Annotated in this window: 19 protein-coding genes and 1 tRNA gene; 10 read left to right on the top strand and 10 right to left on the bottom strand. The window is 51.1% G+C overall.

Features of this window, described 5'->3' with window-relative positions; all coding sequences use genetic code 11:
* Positions 1-338: 338 nt before the first annotated feature.
* The 5 genes from BMY09_RS14900 to BMY09_RS14880 all read right to left on the bottom strand — a co-directional run bounded on the left by BMY09_RS14900 (position 339) and on the right by BMY09_RS14880 (position 4,646).
* Positions 339-764, bottom strand: a complete 426-nt coding sequence (locus tag BMY09_RS14900; protein WP_091359929.1) for a hypothetical protein — start codon at positions 762-764, stop codon at positions 339-341.
* Positions 765-1,029: 265 nt separating this feature from the next.
* Positions 1,030-1,509 carry a hypothetical protein gene (locus BMY09_RS14895; protein ID WP_091359927.1) on the bottom strand — a complete coding sequence of 160 codons (480 nt, stop codon included), beginning with the start codon at positions 1,507-1,509 and terminating at the stop codon, positions 1,030-1,032.
* 73 nt (positions 1,510-1,582) lie between these two features.
* Positions 1,583-2,758 carry a vWA domain-containing protein gene (locus tag BMY09_RS14890; RefSeq protein ID WP_091359926.1) on the bottom strand — a complete coding sequence of 392 codons (1,176 nt, stop codon included), beginning with the start codon at positions 2,756-2,758 and terminating at the stop codon, positions 1,583-1,585.
* Between the two features lie 13 nt (positions 2,759-2,771).
* On the bottom strand, positions 2,772-3,617 hold the full coding sequence (locus tag BMY09_RS14885; protein ID WP_091359923.1) for an AAA family ATPase: 846 nt from the start codon (positions 3,615-3,617) through the stop codon (positions 2,772-2,774).
* A gap of 99 nt (positions 3,618-3,716) precedes the next feature.
* A complete protein-coding gene (locus tag BMY09_RS14880) occupies positions 3,717-4,646 on the bottom strand; it encodes a DMT family transporter (RefSeq protein ID WP_091359922.1) in 930 nt (309 codons plus the stop codon).
* Between the two features lie 140 nt (positions 4,647-4,786).
* On the opposite strand from BMY09_RS14880, the gene BMY09_RS14875 reads away from it, so the two are divergent.
* Together BMY09_RS14875 and BMY09_RS14870 are read left to right on the top strand one after the other, a co-directional pair.
* Positions 4,787-5,704 carry a LysR family transcriptional regulator gene (locus BMY09_RS14875; protein ID WP_091359920.1) on the top strand — a complete coding sequence of 306 codons (918 nt, stop codon included), beginning with the start codon at positions 4,787-4,789 and terminating at the stop codon, positions 5,702-5,704.
* Positions 5,705-5,857: 153 nt separating this feature from the next.
* Positions 5,858-6,460: a nitroreductase family protein gene (locus tag BMY09_RS14870; protein ID WP_091359917.1), complete on the top strand. Its 603-nt coding sequence runs from the start codon at positions 5,858-5,860 to the stop codon at positions 6,458-6,460.
* Positions 6,461-6,540: 80 nt separating this feature from the next.
* Here the strand turns inward: BMY09_RS14870 and BMY09_RS14865 are convergent, their stop codons facing one another.
* Positions 6,541-6,879, bottom strand: a complete 339-nt coding sequence (locus BMY09_RS14865) for a DUF2956 family protein (protein WP_091359914.1) — start codon at positions 6,877-6,879, stop codon at positions 6,541-6,543.
* A 216-nt stretch (positions 6,880-7,095) separates the two neighbouring features.
* Here BMY09_RS14865 and BMY09_RS14860 point away from each other — a divergent pair, with 216 nt between their 5' ends.
* Positions 7,096-8,007: a DUF808 domain-containing protein gene (locus BMY09_RS14860; protein WP_091359911.1), complete on the top strand. Its 912-nt coding sequence runs from the start codon at positions 7,096-7,098 to the stop codon at positions 8,005-8,007.
* Between the two features lie 82 nt (positions 8,008-8,089).
* On the opposite strand, the gene ppa is transcribed toward BMY09_RS14860, so the two are convergent.
* Together ppa and BMY09_RS14850 are read right to left on the bottom strand one after the other, a co-directional pair.
* A complete protein-coding gene (gene ppa / locus BMY09_RS14855) occupies positions 8,090-8,623 on the bottom strand; it encodes an inorganic diphosphatase (RefSeq protein ID WP_091359908.1) in 534 nt (177 codons plus the stop codon).
* A gap of 112 nt (positions 8,624-8,735) precedes the next feature.
* A complete protein-coding gene (locus BMY09_RS14850) occupies positions 8,736-9,707 on the bottom strand; it encodes a class 1 fructose-bisphosphatase (protein WP_091359905.1) in 972 nt (323 codons plus the stop codon).
* Positions 9,708-9,981: 274 nt separating this feature from the next.
* Here BMY09_RS14850 and mpl point away from each other — a divergent pair, with 274 nt between their 5' ends.
* The 5 genes from mpl to BMY09_RS14825 all read left to right on the top strand — a co-directional run bounded on the left by mpl (position 9,982) and on the right by BMY09_RS14825 (position 14,552).
* The gene (gene mpl / locus BMY09_RS14845; RefSeq protein ID WP_091359901.1) at positions 9,982-11,367 is read left to right on the top strand and encodes a UDP-N-acetylmuramate:L-alanyl-gamma-D-glutamyl-meso-diaminopimelate ligase; all 1,386 of its coding nucleotides are present in this window, start codon (positions 9,982-9,984) and stop codon (positions 11,365-11,367) included.
* Between the two features lie 2 nt (positions 11,368-11,369).
* Positions 11,370-11,996 carry a flavin prenyltransferase UbiX gene (locus tag BMY09_RS14840; protein WP_175483557.1) on the top strand — a complete coding sequence of 209 codons (627 nt, stop codon included), beginning with the start codon at positions 11,370-11,372 and terminating at the stop codon, positions 11,994-11,996.
* Between the two features lie 76 nt (positions 11,997-12,072).
* Positions 12,073-12,774 (top strand): tRNA (adenosine(37)-N6)-threonylcarbamoyltransferase complex dimerization subunit type 1 TsaB, encoded by a 702-nt coding sequence (gene tsaB / locus BMY09_RS14835; protein ID WP_091359896.1) that lies wholly within the window; start codon positions 12,073-12,075, stop codon positions 12,772-12,774.
* 123 nt (positions 12,775-12,897) lie between these two features.
* The gene (locus tag BMY09_RS14830; protein WP_091359893.1) at positions 12,898-13,701 is read left to right on the top strand and encodes an undecaprenyl-diphosphate phosphatase; all 804 of its coding nucleotides are present in this window, start codon (positions 12,898-12,900) and stop codon (positions 13,699-13,701) included.
* Positions 13,702-13,748: 47 nt separating this feature from the next.
* A complete protein-coding gene (locus BMY09_RS14825; RefSeq protein WP_245756604.1) occupies positions 13,749-14,552 on the top strand; it encodes a class I SAM-dependent methyltransferase in 804 nt (267 codons plus the stop codon).
* 23 nt (positions 14,553-14,575) lie between these two features.
* On the opposite strand, the gene BMY09_RS14820 is transcribed toward BMY09_RS14825, so the two are convergent.
* Complete coding sequence (locus tag BMY09_RS14820; protein WP_091359891.1) at positions 14,576-14,785, bottom strand: SlyX family protein; 210 nt, start codon at positions 14,783-14,785, stop codon at positions 14,576-14,578.
* Between the two features lie 204 nt (positions 14,786-14,989).
* Here BMY09_RS14820 and BMY09_RS22445 point away from each other — a divergent pair, with 204 nt between their 5' ends.
* Positions 14,990-15,397, top strand: coding sequence for a cold-shock protein (locus BMY09_RS22445; RefSeq protein WP_091359889.1), 408 nt, complete (start codon positions 14,990-14,992; stop codon positions 15,395-15,397).
* 63 nt (positions 15,398-15,460) lie between these two features.
* Here BMY09_RS22445 and BMY09_RS14810 read toward each other — a convergent pair whose 3' ends face one another.
* Positions 15,461-16,075: a DsbA family protein gene (locus BMY09_RS14810; RefSeq protein WP_091359886.1), complete on the bottom strand. Its 615-nt coding sequence runs from the start codon at positions 16,073-16,075 to the stop codon at positions 15,461-15,463.
* Positions 16,076-16,203: 128 nt separating this feature from the next.
* On the opposite strand from BMY09_RS14810, the gene BMY09_RS14805 reads away from it, so the two are divergent.
* Positions 16,204-16,280, top strand: a tRNA-Met gene (locus tag BMY09_RS14805).
* Positions 16,281-16,763 lie beyond the last annotated feature (483 nt).

Genomic DNA, 16,763 nt, shown 5'->3' with positions numbered 1-16,763 from the left:
AGATGCGTCTAGAAAACAGCTCCTTGGTCTGTTTGTTTTAATGGTGATAATGTTCATTTTGGTTATCTATTTAAGGTAATGGAGGGGATTTAAGCCTTCTACTCTGGCTTTTATCTCGGTGCCCTCAGTGTTCTCTGTGGTGCATACGCTCTTAAAGCTAATGGAATCGCTAGGATCAGACTAGTTGATTTAGCAAAACAATAAGGAAGCAGATATATTTCTTCAGACCGTCCGGATCTGTGTGGGGTTGCTTCGGTAACGGGGCGCTCAACCACGACGGCGATAGTCAAAGCAGGCAATAATTTTCCGTAATCAGGCAACTTATTGCCGCAATATATTTAAACCAAATAATCGATTTTAGGTGTTAAAGGACGCCCGTATTTCATCTCATGAACCTCCCCCATTGTAGGCGCATTTTCCGAAGAATATTTTCTTATACTAAGGGATCCTCCATATTTATTTTTAAAGATATTCAGAATCTCAGTTTCAGATAGGTTCTGCCCAAACACATCGTCATTACTGAACACTGTCTTCCAGCCATTATCACCAAAAGCAGCCAGAATCTCACCATTGCTCTCTATAACAGTCGTTTGAGGTATTGAATTTTGATAGTCTATCTGAGCTTGCCTTTCTTCTGGCGTAGGAAGAGTTGGAAGCTTAATACTTAGTTGTTCCTGAATTTCTGTAGGGAGGTCATTTTTTGATAGTCGATTCTTGGGATTTAAGGGGATTGCAATTGCATCGTTGATGTTAATAGAGGCCATTTATCTTCATCCATAAAAGTTTATGCCTTCAATCTAAAGCAATTTATACACCATATTTACAGTGTGGTTGAACAATCGCCTGACAAGCAACTTATGTGGGACTACTAATCAATAGGACCAGAGCAACTGATTTAGCAGAACAATAAGTAAGAAGTAAGCAAATATATTTCCCTTCCCCAATAAACCTTCTACTCTTTCTTTTACCTCGGTGCCCTCTGTGTTCTCTGTGGTGCATAAGCTCTTTCACTCAACAGCCTCACACGGCCTACTCCACAAACACCCCTTTAATCTTCTCCTGATCAACAAATCGTCCATAGTTATTCACGCTTGCTCTGACTTTTTTGTCTGACAGGATATCCTGTATGGCGACTTTGCCGATCATCTCGAAGGCATTTTTCAGGGCCTGTGGGTCTGTCTTAAGGGCGGCTTTTGCTTCGTTGGGGCAGTCCTCAGAAAACAGTCGGGTGATCAGATTGCCAACGGTCTTATCGGAGTTCTGCCGATCGCCTCGGGATATATTGGCGTAGGATTCCAGTTCCGGATGCGCGGACATTGAAAAGTAGATCCACTTAACCAACTCTTTGCGCTCTTTACCGGTGAGGGAATCGATAAAACAGGTGCTCAGGTCGCGAAAGGCTTTGACGGCAGAGCCGGTTGATAAATCCTGAGCACTGGCCTGTAGTGGCAGGGAGAGCATGGTGGCGAAGCCGATGGATAGCAGAAAAGTTGTGGTGGTGTTTTTCAATGGGTGGCTCCTTCGGGGTTCATCTATAGCAAAGCGGCTCTGCTCAGTGTTGCATAACACCGGGTCAGGCCGGTTACTTTGACAGATAGCGAATGCCATCCTCCAGCCCCTCAAGGGTCAGGGGGTACATCTTGTTATCCATAATATTTTTTATCATCTGGGTGCTGGCGGTGTAGTCCCAGTAGCGCGGGTGGCTGGGGTTGAGCCAGATCGCTTTGTCCCAGGTGTCCAGAATGCGTTGCATCCAGACACTGCCCGGTTCTGGGTTGCGGTGTTCAACACTGCCATAGCGCTCGGAGACTTCGTAGGGGGCCATCGCCGCATCGCCGACAAAGATAACCCGGTAGTCCCGGCCATAGGTGTGCAGCAGGTCGAAGGTGTCGATATGTTCATTCCAGCGGCGCTTATTATCTTTCCACACCCGTTCGTAAACACAGTTATGGAAGTAGAAGTATTCCAGATGTTTGAACTCGGTGCGGGCAGCGGAGAACAGCTGCTCACACTGGCGGATATATGGGTCCATTGAGCCGCCGACATCGAAGAACAGCAGGACTTTGGCGGCGTTATGCCGTTCTGGCACCATCTTCAGATCCAGCAGTCCGGCATTATTGGCGGTGGAGCGGATGGTGTCATCCAGATCCAGTTCGTCGGCGGCACCGGTGCGGGCGAATTTACGCAGTTTGCGCAGGGCAACTTTAAGATTACGGGTGCCCAGCTCGACACTGTCATCGAGATCGCGGAACTGGCGTTTCTCCCACACTTTCACCGCGCGTTTATGTTTGCTTTCACCGCCGATACGCACCCCTTCCGGGTTGTAACCGCTATGACCGAACGGTGAGGTGCCGCCGGTGCCGATCCATTTGCTGCCCCCTGCGTGGCGCTTTTTCTGCTCTTCAAAGCGTTTGGCCAGGGTCTCCATCAGTTTATCCAGACCGCCGAGTTTTTCGATCTCAGCTTTCTCTTCGTCAGTCAGGTTTTTGATAAAGTCAGATTCCAGCCACTGTTCCGGAACAACGTTGTCGAACGGGTCAGGCAGTTCGGCCAGCCCTTTAAAGTAGTAGCCGAAAGCCAGATCAAAACGGTCGAAATATTTCTCATCTTTCACCAGACAGGTGCGGGCCAGCAGATAGAAATCATCCCAGCTGGCAAAGGCGAGATGATTTTCCAGTGCTTCCAGCAGGGTCAGCAGCTCTTTGATTGAGACCGGCACCTGTGCCTTGCGCAGGGTGTAGAAGAAATCAACTAGCATCAGTGACTCCGGTTTAGCGGCTTTCGCGGCGGGCCATAAATGCCAGTCGTTGCAGCATATGCACATCCTGCTCATTCTTCAGTAGGGCGCCATACAGCGGCGGAATCGCTTCGCCGGGATTACGGTTTTGCAGCAGATCAACGGGGATGTTGTCCGCCAGCAGCAGCTTTAGCCAGTCGATCAGCTCTGAGGTTGATGGCTTCTTTTTCAGGCCGTTGATCTCACGCACCTGGAAGAAGATCTCCAGCGCTTCATTAACCAGATCTTTCTGAATGTTCGGGAAGTGAACATCGACGATCTGCTTCATGGTTTCCGCATTGGGGAAGTTGATATAGTGGAAAAAGCAGCGGCGCAGAAAGGCATCGGGCAGCTCTTTTTCGTTGTTGCTGGTGATAATAATAATCGGACGATGTTTAGCGACCACCGTTTCACCGGTCTCGTAAACGCTGAACTCCATCTTATCCAGCTCGACCAGCAGGTCATTGGGAAACTCGATATCCGCTTTATCGATCTCATCAATCAGCAGCACTACCTGCTCATCGGCATCGAACGCTTCCCACAGCATCCCTTTGCGGATGTAGTTGTTAATATCGTGTACCCGGTCATCACCCAGCTGGGAATCCCGCAGCCGGGAAACCGCATCGTATTCATACAGGCCCTGCTGAGCTTTAGTGGTTGATTTGATATGCCAGCGCAGCAGCTTTTTACCAAACGCCAGCGCCACCTCATCGGCGAGCATGGTTTTGCCGGTACCCGGTTCACCTTTGATCAGCAGGGGGCGTTGCAGTGTTGCGGCAGCGTTGACCGCCATCCGCAGATCATCAGTCGCAACATAGCGCTCGGTACCTTCAAACTTCATCTGAGTTAACCTCTGTGGAAACTGTTACCAAAGATGATCATATTAGCAGAAAAGTGGTATCGGGATATGTGCGCCGCTTAACTAATTAGGACAATCTGACTATCTATCTGCCACTCTGGCTTGTTGTGGATAACGGCCATCACGCTGCACCAGTAGCATGGCGATCAGCACCAACACAATGCCGGGTAACAGCTGCCACTGGAACACCGCCGAACCGAGTAACAGGTTGAGAAGCACGACAAAGATTGGCGTCAGGAAACCATAAGCGGCCACCTGCGTTGCCCCCAGTGTGATGGTGCCTAACTGCAGCAAAAAGAAGCTGACCAGGGTGGTGAAGACGGCGAGATAGAGCACGCCCAGATAGACGTTGATGTCGACTTCAGTCCATGCAATCTGTCCCAGGTTTGGCATAGACAGCAGCAACAGCCAGACGGCACCGAAGCTGATCACCCAGAATGTCATCATCTCCATCGGCTCACCGGCATAGAATTTTCTGATCAGCGGATTGTAGGTGCCCATAAACAGACAGCCGATCATAAACAGCAGATCACCGCGATTAATATCCAGCTGTAACAGGCTGTTAAGGTCGCCACGGAATACAATCCACAGGGCGCCCAGGGTGCCCAGCAGCAGTCCGCTGGCCCGGCGCTTTCCCGTTGTTTCCCGGTTGATAAAAAACACATAGAACGCCGTAATGGCAGGCACGGTGGTGTAGATTGCGCCGGTATTCAGAGCGCTGGTATAGCGCAGTGCCTCAAACATACACCAGAAAAAAACGACTAACGGAATACTTAAAATGGCATAGACCAGCAATCGTCGGGCTGATGGCAGGTGCCAGCCATTTTTAATAAACACATAGGGGGCAAACAGTAGCGCGGCTAACACAAAACGAATCAGCATCATCACTTCAGGTGGCAGCCCTTCGGTGATCAGCGCGCCAACAGGAAAGGAGCTGGCGACAAGCGCCACCATCAGTAGCATCAGCAGATGAATCAGTGCGCGTGAATATTGTGGGGGCTGGTTGTTCATAGTGTTCTCTTAATGCTTTTTATTAGTGCTTTTTATTAGTGCTTTGGAGCGATGGAGTGCAGATTAACCCGTTTTCAATTGACTGATAATCCCTGTTTTTGGAGAATGACTGTTGAGTTAAAGTAAACAGTGAGGGTTGTATGGATACGATGGGTGCAATTCCGGTGTTTGTTGCCGTGGTGCAGTATGGTGGTTTTTCGCCGGCGGCCCGCTTTCTGGGCATCTCTAAATCCGCGGTGAGTAAGCGGATATCGCAGTTAGAGCAGCAGCTCGGCGTTAAGTTGTTGCACCGGACGACCCGCAAGCTGAGTCTGACTGAAGCGGGGGAGCACTATTTCGAGCATGCTTTGAAGGCCAACCTGGCAGCCCGGGATGCCGAGGATGCGGTGGCTCAGTTGCAGGGTGAACCTCAGGGACGGCTGCGTATCAACACCCCGATGTCCTTTGGTCGTTTGCATATGGCCCCGATGATCCCCGAATTTCTGAAAAAATATCCCAGGATCCGTATCGACTTGGTGATGGACGATAAACGACTCGATCTGGTCAGTGGTGGCTTTGATATTGCGATCCGTGGCGGAGCGCTGCCGGATTCGACGCTGGTGGCCCGTAGGCTGGCGACTCTGAACAGCGTGCTCTGTGCCTCTCCAGACTATCTTGATCGTCATGGTTATCCGCAACAGCTGGATGACCTGTTGCAGCATAACTGTCTCTCATTCAGCTACTCAAATGATGTGAAAGAGTGGAGTTTCACTCAGGGTAATCAGCGCCACTCAGTGGTGGTGTCAGGCAGCTATCAGGTGAATAACAGTGAAGCGTTGCTGGAAGCGGTGCGCCAGGGGCTTGGAATCGCGCGCTTACCCACTTTTGTTGCGGGGCCTGATATCCGCGCGGGGAAGCTGGTGGTACTGTTTCCCGAGTATAAGATGCCGGAGCTGGATATAAATGCGGTGCTGATAGAACGTCAGTATATGCCAGCCAAGGTTCGCGCCTTTCTGGATTTTGCTATTGAATATTTTGGCAGTGAAACCCCCTATTGGGAGCAGGGGATCGAAATATAGTGCTGTTCACTGTTCGTTTTTGCTCAACATTATTTTGATAAAAAAGGGGATTATCGGTCAATAATAAACAATTTAACCTGTTGGTCATGGTCTGACAGAGCCTTTGGTGATCTGTTCAGTCCCATTAAACCGATGAACAGTTAAGGATTTATTATGGACCTTTTTACAGCCATTGAAGCGCGCCGCGCGATTAAGCATTACTCCAGCAACGAAACGGTCAGCGAGGCTGATTTCGAGCGCATTATGCAAGCGGTGCTGCTGTCACCCACCTCCTACAATATTCAACACTGGCGATTTGTCAGGGTGACCGACCCGCAGCAGCGTAGCAGAATTCAGGAGGCGGCCTGGGGACAGACCCAGATAACCGAAGCGGCAGAACTGATAATTCTTTGTGCAGATACCCAGGCCTGGAGTGATGACCCACAGCGTTACTGGGCCAATACCAATGCCGAGGTTCAGTCAGTGATGCTGCCGATGCTGCAAGCCTTCTATGAGGGTAAAGGCCAACTGCAACGGGATGAAGCGTTGCGCTCCAGTGGTATGGCGGCGCAGACGCTGATGCTGGCCGCTAAAGCACTGGGGTATGATACCTGCCCTATGATTGGCTTCGACAGTGAGCAGGTTGCCAGGATTATTAATCTGCCTGCGGGCCATCTGATCAGTATGATCATCACCCTGGGCAAGGCGGACAGACCCGCTAATCCAAGGGCCGGGCAGTTGCCTTTAGAGGAGGTGCTATTGGAAAACAGCTACTGATGTCGTTTCCTTTTTTAATTTCAGCGCTTAGTTCTGAGTTATAAAGCCACTTATTATAAAGCCACTTACTATAAAGCCGCTTAAAGAGGATTATAAAACGCCGCGTAGACAGCGAAACCTGCCCAGCTTAGCAGCAATAACCCCCAGCTCAAGCGACTCTGTACATAGACAGTCTCTGTTACAGCTTCAGTTGTTGTTTGCTGGGCATCCTGTTTTTGCGCTTGCTGCAGTTTTCGCTTCTGTTTGTCCAGCTCCCGGGATTTTTCCTTATGGCGCTTTTTATACTCCTCAATCCCTTTCTGGATGCCCTGAGCGATCAGTTTGGTCTGCTCTTTGGTCTGTCCTGGTCGCTGAGTGGCTTTGGCAACCTGCATCGCTTCTGCCACCACTTCGTTGGATACTTTTGCTCTCTTTGCCATGATCTCTGTTAACACTCCCGTTGCTGAGGCTCTCTCCCAGAGCTACTTTGCTAAGCAGTCTCTACCCGGATAGTGGTTTTATTATCACATGGATAACCGGTCGGTTGGCCTGAAATAAGAAATTTTTGCTCTGTGACAGACAATCATCGCCATAATTGAGTATCCTCTGCAAAAGAGAGAACACCTCAGGAAATAGTCGTTTAAAAGGACCGGAACATGGCAGGCTCAAGCCTTCTTGCATTAATTGATGATATCGCGACACTGCTGGATGATGTTGCCAGTATGACCAAAGTGGCAGCGGGCAAAACCGCCGGAGTACTGGGGGATGATCTGGCACTGAATGCCGAGCAGGTATCGGGGGTGCGGGCTGACCGGGAACTTCCGGTGGTGTGGGCGGTGGCTAAAGGCTCACTGGTGAACAAGATGATACTGGTGCCGGGGGCGATGGCGATCAGTTATTTTATCCCCTGGCTGATTATCCCGCTGTTGATGCTGGGTGGGCTCTATCTCTGTTTTGAAGGGTTTGAAAAGGTCGCCCACCAGTTTTTCCATTCCGCTGATGATGAAGGTAAGCATCATGCTGAGCTGACCTCTGCGGTGGCCAGTGGCGACATTAACATCGTTGAATTTGAAAAGCAGAAGATTAAAGGGGCGATTCGTACTGACTTCATCCTGTCGGCTGAGATTATCGTGCTGACGCTGGGGACGGTCGCGGCAGAGACGCTGCCGGTACAGCTGGGGGTGATGCTGGGGATCGCGCTATTGGTAACGGTCGGGGTTTATGGACTGGTGGCGGGAATCGTCAAGCTGGACGATCTGGGCCTCTATATGGTGCGTAAGCCAGAAGCTGGTCATCTGACCAGAAGAGTGGGGCGGGGAATCGTTCTGGCGGCCCCCAGGTTGATGAAGATTTTGTCGGTTGTCGGCACTATCGCCATGTTTCTGGTGGGCGGCGGTATCCTGGTGCATGGTTTACCGTTTCTGCATCACTTTGTGGAAAGTCTGATCGTCGATATGAATGCGGTGTTGCACTGGCTGGTGCCGGTGTTGCTGGATGCCGTGGTGGGGCTGATTGCCGGGGCGGTGGTGCTGGCAATCGTGACAACGGGGAAGAAGTTGTTTCGCTAAACCCTGTGGGTCGTTTTAAATGGCCACAAAAAAAGGCCGGAGTATTACGCTCCGGCCTTTTTTAATGTCGCCTCTCAGCGGATTACTTAGCGGCTTCGTAAGCTTTCTGAGCTTCAACGATAGCGGCTTTAGCGGCTTCAGCGCCTTCCCAGCCTTCCACTTTAACCCACTTGCCCTCTTCCAGACCTTTGTAGTTCTCGAAGAAGTGCTTGATGCGGGCCAGCAGTAGTTCTGGCAGATCAGTCACGTCATTAACGTTTTTATAGGCTTTGCTCAGCTTGTCGTGGGGAACAGCAACCAGCTTGGCATCTTCACCGGCTTCGTCGGTCATGTTGAGTACGCCAACCGGACGGCAGCGGATAACAGAACCCGGTACAACCGGGTATGGAGTCACAACCAGTACGTCCAGAGCATCGCCGTCGTCGGCCAGAGTGTTGTTGATATAACCGTAGTTCGCAGGGTAGAACATAGGCGCGGCCATGAAACGGTCAACGAAGATTGCTCCGGAATCTTTGTCGATCTCATATTTAACCGGATCGCTGTCCGCTGGAATCTCGATGATTACATTGATGTCATTTGGCAGATCATTGCCAGCAGGGACTTTTTCAAAGCTCATGTATCGCCTTCCTGTTTAAGTGTGAAATCTGTTTGAAATCCAAAGGCCGCATTATATACAGCCCTTGGTTAAAATTTGAATACGACTTAAAGATCATAAACTGAAGATTCAGTTAGTCCTTAGCGTGATATTTCATCATGGTTTCTACTTCTGCTTTAGAACCCAGACCGACAGAGACCCGCTGGTGGATCTTTTCGGGTTCCACGTCCATGATGTGGCCGTAACAGGTGGTGCTCAGACCGCCTGCCTGTTCAACCAGAAAACTCATCGGATTGCCTTCATACATCAGCCGCAGTTTGCCGGGCTTGGCCGGATCCCGGCTATCCCATGGGTACATGAAAATACCACCACGGGTGAGAATGCGGTGTACTTCGGCCACCATGGAGGCAACCCAGCGCATATTGTAGCGCTTACCCAGCGGTCCCTCTTCGCCCTGTAACAGATCTGCTACATAGGATTGCATCTCGGGTTCCCAGAAGCGCTGGTTGGACATATTGATACCAAACTCCTGAGTATATTCAGGAATTTTCACATTCTCTTCGGTAAGAATGAAGTCGCCACCATGACTCAGGGTAAACATATGTACGCCGTTACCGGTAGTCAGCACCAGAACCGCACAGGGGCCGTACAGAACATAACCGGATGCTATCTGCTTACGGCCACACTGCATAAAGGCTGCATCAGTGCCGCCATCCAGCCCTTCAGGCTTTTCCAGAATGGAAAAGATAGTGCCGACAGAGACGTTAACATCGATATTGGATGAGCCATCCAGTGGATCGAAGGTGACCAGATATTTACCTTCGGGGTTGCCGGCGACCGGGTGGTCCTCCTCTTCTGAGGCCAGACCCGCAACCGTGGGGTTATCCAGCAGTACCGCTTTCAGAATATCGTTGGAGATGATATCGAGTTTCTTTTGGGTTTCCCCCTGAACATTAATGCCTTCAGAGGTGCCTAATACACCCGCCAGAGCACCTTCGCGCAGTTTAATTGCGATCTCTTTGCAGGACAGCATCAGACTGTCAATCAGGTCAATAAGATCATCGGGAGTGTCGTGGTGCTTGAGGTACTGGTTTAGCAGTCGCATGTGGCCAAAAAACCTATGGGTTCAGGAGTTAAAAAATTGTCATAATTTTACGCTGATTAACGGGGTAATTACACCGTAACATCGATAATTAACTCAAAAAAACGGCAATAGCGTCGATTGATTTTAATCCTCTGGCAGCAAGCGTTGGGTTTCGTTTATATGTTCAGCTTTTTTGTGATGATGTTAATGGCTGAAAAAGGGCTAAACGGAGTCGGCTTAACTGTTATCATAGGGCGATATTTTTGCGATAGAAGCTGATCTGGAGAACTTATCCGTGCACGTTCATATACTGGGAATCTGTGGCACTTTTATGGGCAGCCTTGCGGTCTTGGCGAAAGAGCTGGGACACCAGGTCAGCGGCTCAGATGCCAATGTTTATCCGCCGATGAGTACTCAGCTGGAACAGCAGGGGATCAGTCTGATCGAGGGGTACGATCCGGCGCAGCTTGACCCGGCCCCGGATATGATTATCGTTGGCAATGCTATGACCCGGGGAAACCCCTGTGTTGAATTTATGCTGGAGCGTGGGCTGCCCTACACCTCGGGACCGCAGTGGTTGTCGGATAATCTGTTGCGGGATAAATGGGTATTGGCGGTGGCCGGTACCCACGGAAAAACTACCACGGCAACGATGCTGGCCTGGCTGCTGCAACATGCCGGCATGGCGCCTGGGTTTCTTATTGGCGGGGTGCCGAAAAATTTCGACCGTTCTGCCCGGGTGGGGGAGAGCCCCTTTTTCGTTATCGAAGCGGATGAGTATGATACCGCCTTCTTCGATAAGCGCTCTAAGTTTGTCCATTACCACCCCCGCACCCTGATTCTGAATAATCTGGAGTTCGACCACGGCGATATATTCGATGATCTGGCTGCGATTCAGCGGCAGTTCCATCATGTGGTCAGAATTGTGCCGGCTAACGGTCAGGTGATTATGCCTGCGGGCGTTGAATCACTGGAGCAGGTGATCGCACAGGGGTGTTGGACACCGGTGGTAAAAACATCGGTCAGCGATGAAGCGCTGTTGAATAGTGACGCTGAGTGGCAGGCGCGGCTGATTAAAGCTGATGGTTCCGAATTTGCAGTACTGCATCGGGGTGAAGAGGTGGGAATTGTACGCTGGAATATGACCGGCCTGCACTCGGTTAATAATGGTTTGATGGCGCTGGTGGCGGCGCGTCATGTGGGTGTGCAGGTCGCGCATGCCATTGAGGGGTTGTGTAACTTTGGCGGTGTAAAACGGCGTATGGAGCTGATCGGCGAAGTAGCCGGGATCCGGGTTTATGATGATTTTGCCCATCACCCCACCGCGATCGAGACCACTCTGCAGGGAGTGCGTGCGCAGGTGGGGGATGCCCCCGTCATTGCCGTGATTGAACCGCGTTCCAATACCATGCGGATGGGGATACATCGACAACAACTGGCACAATCAGCAGGGCTGGCGGATAGAGTGTTCTGGTATCAGCCTGCCGGGCTCGACTGGTCACTGCAGGATGTGGTGGATAGTTGTGTTAATCCGGCCGTGCTGGCACGGAAAACGGACGACATTATCGACGAGCTGGTTGCCAGTGCTCAACCTGGAAGCCATATTGTGATTATGAGTAATGGTGGTTTTGATGGTATTCACACCCGCCTGGTTAAGGCGTTGCAACAGAAGTGGGGTTGAAGGTGACAGATTCCTATAAAGAGAGAATTACACTGGCGATCACCGGAGCCTCGGGTGCGCAGTATGGTTTGCGTCTGCTGGAATGTCTGGTGGCTGCCCGCTGTCAGGTGCTGGTAATGATCTCCAAAGCCGCGCAGGTGGTGATCGCTACGGAAACCGATGAAGCACTGCCGGGTTCTGCAAAAGAGCAGGAGGTCTGGCTGACTCAGCGCTTTTCCGCGACGGTTGGGCAGATTCGGGTGTTCGGCCGGGAGCAGTGGATGGCCCCGGTGGCCTCCGGTTCCGGTGCGCCGGGAAAGATGGTGGTGTGTCCCTGTTCAACCGGCGCATTGTCTGCCATCGCCACGGGCGCCAGTAATAACCTGATTGAGAGGGCTGCGGATGTCGCCCTGAAAGAGCGGCGTCAGTTGATTCTGGTGCCCCGCGAAGCCCCTTATTCTGAGATCCATCTGGAGCATATGCTGAAGCTCACACGGATGGGATGCGTGGTGATCCCCGCCAGTCCCGGGTTTTATAATCGTCCCCAAACCATTGAGGATATGATCGACTTTGTGGTGGCACGGATTCTGAATCAGTTACAGATCGAACAAAACCTGTTGCCGCGCTGGGGTGAGGATAGCCTTTGCTGATCATAGCGCTTAAAATGCAGCGCTTTTCCAAGGTTCACAGCTGAACCTGCTTTTTTATAGATAGCGGATACTACAGATGACCAAAATTCTTGCCCTGGATACATCAACGGATGCCTGTTCAGTGGCTCTGTCGATTGATGGTGTTATTCAGGAAGATTTTCGTGTGATTCCCCGTCAGCATACCCGTCAGTTATTACCGATGGTGGACCAGATGTTGTCCTCCGCCGGGCTGCAGGTTAAGCAGCTGGATGCGATTGCGTTTGGACGGGGGCCCGGCTCTTTCGCCGGTATCCGTATTGCTACCGGCACTGCCCAGGGGCTTGCCTTCGCGGCTGACCTGCCGTTGTTGCCGGTGTCCACATTGGCGGCGATCGCCCTTAAAGCATCAAGGGAACATAACGCCGAACGTATTGTCAGCACTCTGGATGCGCGAATGAATGAGTTGTATTGCTGCGCTTATGAGATGCGCGATGGCCTGCCCCAGGCGCTGGATAAAGAGATCGTCAGTTCGCCGGAGAATATTGTTCTGCCCGAGGGGGATAACTGGTTTGCCGCCGGGCGTGGCTGGATCTATCTCGATAGCATGTCAGCCGCAGTGCAGCAGGCAGTCTGTACTCCGGAGCTGGATATCTATCCTGCGGCAGGGATGATGTGTGAGTTAGCCGTTGCTGCTTATGTCCAGGGCGAGGGTGTCTCTGCTGAGCAGGCTCAGCCGGTTTATCTGCGCGATGAAGTGTCCTGGAAAAAGGTCGCTGACCAGAAAAAGAAAGGGCAGTGATACGGATCTCTGTGAGTCCGGCCTGAACATCTGTTGGTCATAGAAAGCCAGTAACATCGCATCAGGTGTGGCGCCTAATGTCAGTTTGTATATGTGAAGTATTAAATTGAGGATAAGTTCAGCATGGATTGGTTCCAGGTAGTTTTTTTAGCGTTATTGCAGGGCCTTACTGAGTTTTTACCTATTTCAAGTTCGGCGCACCTGATACTGCCTTCGCAGCTGTTTGGCTGGGTTGATCAGGGGCTGGCTTTTGATGTTGGTGTGCATATCGGTTCGCTGACGGCGGTGATGATCTATTTCCGTCAGGATATCTGGCGAATGATTGTTGCCTGGACCAGCAGTCTGGTTGGCCGCGGCAGCAGTACGGATTCCCGGCTGGCCTGGTATGTTATCTGGGCGACGTTGCCGGCGGTTGTCGCGGGGTTTATCTTTGAGTCTGCTGTTGATCACTATGGCCGCAGTATTCTGGTGATCGCCGGGGCCACGCTGGTGTTTGGTGCGTTGCTGTGGTGGGCTGACTTCAGTCGTACCGAAGTACGGCCACTGGAAAAAATCACCCTGAAAGATGTCATTATCATCGGTCTGGCGCAGGCGGTTGCCCTGATTCCTGGTACCTCCCGTTCAGGTATTACCATTACGGCAGGTTTGATGCTGGGACTTAATCGTCAGTCAGCAGCCCGCTTCTCCTTTCTGTTGTCGATTCCGGTGATCCTCGGCGCTGGCTTGCTCAAAGGCCTGGAACTGATGAAGACCGGTACGGCGGACGAGTGGACTATGGTTTTAAGCGGTACGGTACTGGCCGCAATCAGCGCGTATGCCTGTATCCACCTGTTTCTGAAATGGCTGGACAAAGTCGGTATGTTGCCGTTTGTTATCTACCGCATGCTGTTGGGATTTGTTCTGCTCGGCGTGTATTTTATTATCTGACTAGAATTGTCTGACTAGATTAGCGCAGCCGCGAAGGAACTATCTTGATACAGCAAACCACCCTTGCCACTGAGATTGCTGTCTGTTTTGCCGATGAGGCGGGTAGGCAGGATGCGCTGCAGCTGTCCGTTCGTTTAGGTCTGCCCTTACTGGAACAGTATGACCTGCGAGACGAACAGTACGCTCAGTTGCTGATCTGTGAATCCGGCAGTCGGCGTTTGCAGCAGACTGGCCGTAAAGCGCCGGGGCCGGTGCTGGCGGATTTCGTCTCGGGTGCTGTGGCTCACCGGCGTAAGTTTGGTGGAGGCAAAGGGCAGATGATCGCTAAAGCGGTCGGTATTAAAGGTTCGGTGCGGCCGCAGATAGCCGATGTTACCGCCGGTCTGGGACGGGATAGCTTCGTTCTGGCGACGTTAGGCTGTGATGTGCAGATGGTGGAACGCTCTCCAATTATTCATGCGTTGCTGGAAAGTGGATTGCAACAGGCTCAGGCGGATCCGGAAGTGGCCGATATTGCCGCCCGGATGACGCTGGTTAATGCTGACAGTATCAACTGGCTGGCAGAGCAGCAAACCTCTGATCAGAGGCCCCAGGTGATCTATGTTGATCCAATGTTTCCGCATACCGATAAGTCAGCGCTGGTGAAAAAAGAGATGCGCGTGTTTCGTGATGTGGTAGGGGATGATCAGGACTCTGCGGCTTTGCTTGAGGCCGCCCTGCAGCTGGCTGAATACCGTGTGGTGGTCAAGCGGCCCCGCAAAGCACCGGCCATCGAAGGGCATGCGCCCAGCTATCAGCTCAATGGTAAATCCAGTCGTTACGATATCTACACGCTGAAAAGCCTGCTATAAGCAGGCCCTCTGGTGCTGGACGATCAGTAGTGCGGTGGTGGAACATCATCTTCTGCGGTGCTGATCTGGTCAGGTGCTATCTGCTTAACCTGCTGATGAAGAATCTTAATGATCTGAGTCAGTCGGGCAATTTCGGCACCCTGCTTTGCCATCTCTGCGCTCATTTTATCCAGCGCGTCTTCCTGAAATGCGATCCGTGATTCCAGATCCTCGAGTAGCGGTTGTTGCTTCATAGACCCTTTTGTACCCTTCACTGTGTTTTAGCATTTAAGTTGTTAATTGGTCGCAATTATACCCTATTACGGAGCTGTATCAGTGTTTGAACGGCTAAGCGATTGAAAAAAAGCATAAAAGTCGGTATATAGAGTGGTCTGGGTTCTTTTTTCTATGAGCCCTGTTTTTTATTCAATAACTTTAATTAATTATAAGAGATCTATATGAGTGTTAATCAACTTATACGTAGTGTAGTTGTCAGCGCACTGGCTACCGCAGTCATTCTGTTTTTGCAGGGTGCATTGCCGGGCGAGGGCGGGTTGCCGTTTTTTGATATTGGTGTTGTGTTTGTGGTTGTATTGGTTAGCTGTGTTATTGCCGGCTTGGGATCTGCCAGCGAAGAGGAAACCGATGAGAATGATGACCGTGAGTTAGGTACGGTAAAGTGGTTTAATGTGTCAAAGGGGTTTGGCTTTATTACCCGTGAAAATGGCGACGATGTGTTTGTTCATTTTCGCAATATCCGTGGCCGGGGGCATCGTTCACTAACCGAGGGGCAAAGTGTTCGCTTCACTGTGAAAGAGAGTGATAAAGGATTACAGGCAGAAGATGTGTCTGTGGCCCGTTCCTAGTTGGTCCCTGATTGAAAAACGGGAGCCTTGTCTCCCGTTTTTTATGCCCGGAAAATGAACTGCTTAGATCAGTTCCAGGCTGGCGCAACGCTGCAATAGCTGGTCCCGGCTGCAGTAACCAGCGCAGATCACCTGAATGCCTTTCTTAGTTTCCAGCCCTAGAAACGGAAATCCCTGAATGCCGTGTTGCAGACAAAAGTCCAGGTCTTCAAACAGGGTCTGTGCGGTTTTTTCGCTATACATCTGGCTGGAGAAACGTTTACGGTTTAAACCGATCTCTTCGGCCAGATCGGTCAGCACAGAAAGGTCGGAAGGGTTGCGGGCTTCCTGATAATAGGCGGTCTGAATGGCTTCGGCCATCAGCATACCGCTGCCGCTGCTGATCAGATCCGCACTGATTACCGCACGGCAGGCTGGGTAAGTCGACCTGCGTGGCTGACACTGTTTCCAGAACTCATGGTTAAAAGGGGTTCCGGTGCGTTGTTCTATCTCATGCCAGGTTTGTGCAATTGCCTGCTGCATCTCGTCTGCCATCGGTTTATCGTTATCCGGTGCGAGTCCCCCCATATAGCAAAATATCCGGATCCCAGGGCGCAACCGGCTAATCATATCCCTGAGGTGCGGCTGAAAGGCATAACACCAGCTGCACATGGGATCCATTACGTAAATCAGTGACATACACAACTCCGTTCAGAACGCCTTCTGGTAGTTTAGTTATATCAGATCAGATTGAGTAATTAATTGAAAAGATTATTTATTTTCATTGCTTTTGTTGAATTGTAACAGTAATATGCCTGCCACGTTGATGCGGGGTGGAGCAGCCTGGTAGCTCGTCGGGCTCATAACCCGAAGGTCGTCAGTTCAAATCTGGCCCCCGCTACCACAACGGAAAGATAAGCTAATCGAAAGATTGGCTTTTTTTTCGTCTGAAATTTGAGATTAGGCGTCGGCTCGGCTCTTTATAAGCGCTCGGGAAGGTCGTCGGTTCAGGTCTGGCCCCGCTACCACAACGGAAAGATAAGCTAATCGAAAGATTGGCTTTTTTTTCGTCTGAAATTCGGTGGTTTTAAGCTAGCATAGAAAGGGTCGGGCTCGGCTCTTAATAAGCGCTCGGGAAGGTCGTCGGTTTAGATCTGGCCCCCGCTACCACAACGGAAAACAAGACTAGCCGAAAGGTTGGCCTTTTTTTTGTCTGAAATCTGAGATCAGGCGTCGGGCTCGGCTCTTAATAAGGGCAGGAAGGTCGTCGGTTTAGATCTGGCCCCGCTACTACAACGGAAAACAAGACTAGCCGGAAGGTTGGTCTTTTTTTGTCTGAAATTTGAGATCAGGCGTCGGGCTCAGCTCTTAATAAGGGCAGGAGGGT

Origin of the sequence: Amphritea atlantica, assembly GCF_900111095.1 — a bacterium.
Classification (GTDB): domain Bacteria; phylum Pseudomonadota; class Gammaproteobacteria; order Pseudomonadales; family Balneatricaceae; genus Amphritea; species Amphritea atlantica.
The sequence above is the reverse complement of the archived record's forward strand: the minus strand, read 5'-3'. Positions and strand labels throughout refer to the sequence as shown.

Excerpts from the sequence above, each read along its gene's own strand:
- BMY09_RS14865 (WP_091359914.1), bottom strand. The coding sequence starts at position 6,879 with ATGGCAAAGAGAGCAAAAGTATCCAACGAAGTGGTGGCAGAAGCGATG.
- ppa (WP_091359908.1), bottom strand. The coding sequence starts at position 8,623 with ATGAGCTTTGAAAAAGTCCCTGCTGGCAATGATCTGCCAAATGACATC.
- BMY09_RS14860 (WP_091359911.1), top strand. The coding sequence starts at position 7,096 with ATGGCAGGCTCAAGCCTTCTTGCATTAATTGATGATATCGCGACACTG.
- BMY09_RS14875 (WP_091359920.1), top strand. The coding sequence starts at position 4,787 with ATGGATACGATGGGTGCAATTCCGGTGTTTGTTGCCGTGGTGCAGTAT.
- BMY09_RS14820 (WP_091359891.1), bottom strand. The coding sequence starts at position 14,785 with ATGAAGCAACAACCGCTACTCGAGGATCTGGAATCACGGATCGCATTT.
- BMY09_RS14830 (WP_091359893.1), top strand. The coding sequence starts at position 12,898 with ATGGATTGGTTCCAGGTAGTTTTTTTAGCGTTATTGCAGGGCCTTACT.
- tsaB (WP_091359896.1), top strand. The coding sequence starts at position 12,073 with ATGACCAAAATTCTTGCCCTGGATACATCAACGGATGCCTGTTCAGTG.
- BMY09_RS22445 (WP_091359889.1), top strand. The coding sequence starts at position 14,990 with ATGAGTGTTAATCAACTTATACGTAGTGTAGTTGTCAGCGCACTGGCT.
- BMY09_RS14810 (WP_091359886.1), bottom strand. The coding sequence starts at position 16,075 with ATGTCACTGATTTACGTAATGGATCCCATGTGCAGCTGGTGTTATGCC.
- BMY09_RS14890 (WP_091359926.1), bottom strand. The coding sequence starts at position 2,758 with ATGCTAGTTGATTTCTTCTACACCCTGCGCAAGGCACAGGTGCCGGTC.
- BMY09_RS14870 (WP_091359917.1), top strand. The coding sequence starts at position 5,858 with ATGGACCTTTTTACAGCCATTGAAGCGCGCCGCGCGATTAAGCATTAC.
- BMY09_RS14880 (WP_091359922.1), bottom strand. The coding sequence starts at position 4,646 with ATGAACAACCAGCCCCCACAATATTCACGCGCACTGATTCATCTGCTG.
- BMY09_RS14900 (WP_091359929.1), bottom strand. The coding sequence starts at position 764 with ATGGCCTCTATTAACATCAACGATGCAATTGCAATCCCCTTAAATCCC.
- BMY09_RS14885 (WP_091359923.1), bottom strand. The coding sequence starts at position 3,617 with ATGAAGTTTGAAGGTACCGAGCGCTATGTTGCGACTGATGATCTGCGG.
- BMY09_RS14850 (WP_091359905.1), bottom strand. The coding sequence starts at position 9,707 with ATGCGACTGCTAAACCAGTACCTCAAGCACCACGACACTCCCGATGAT.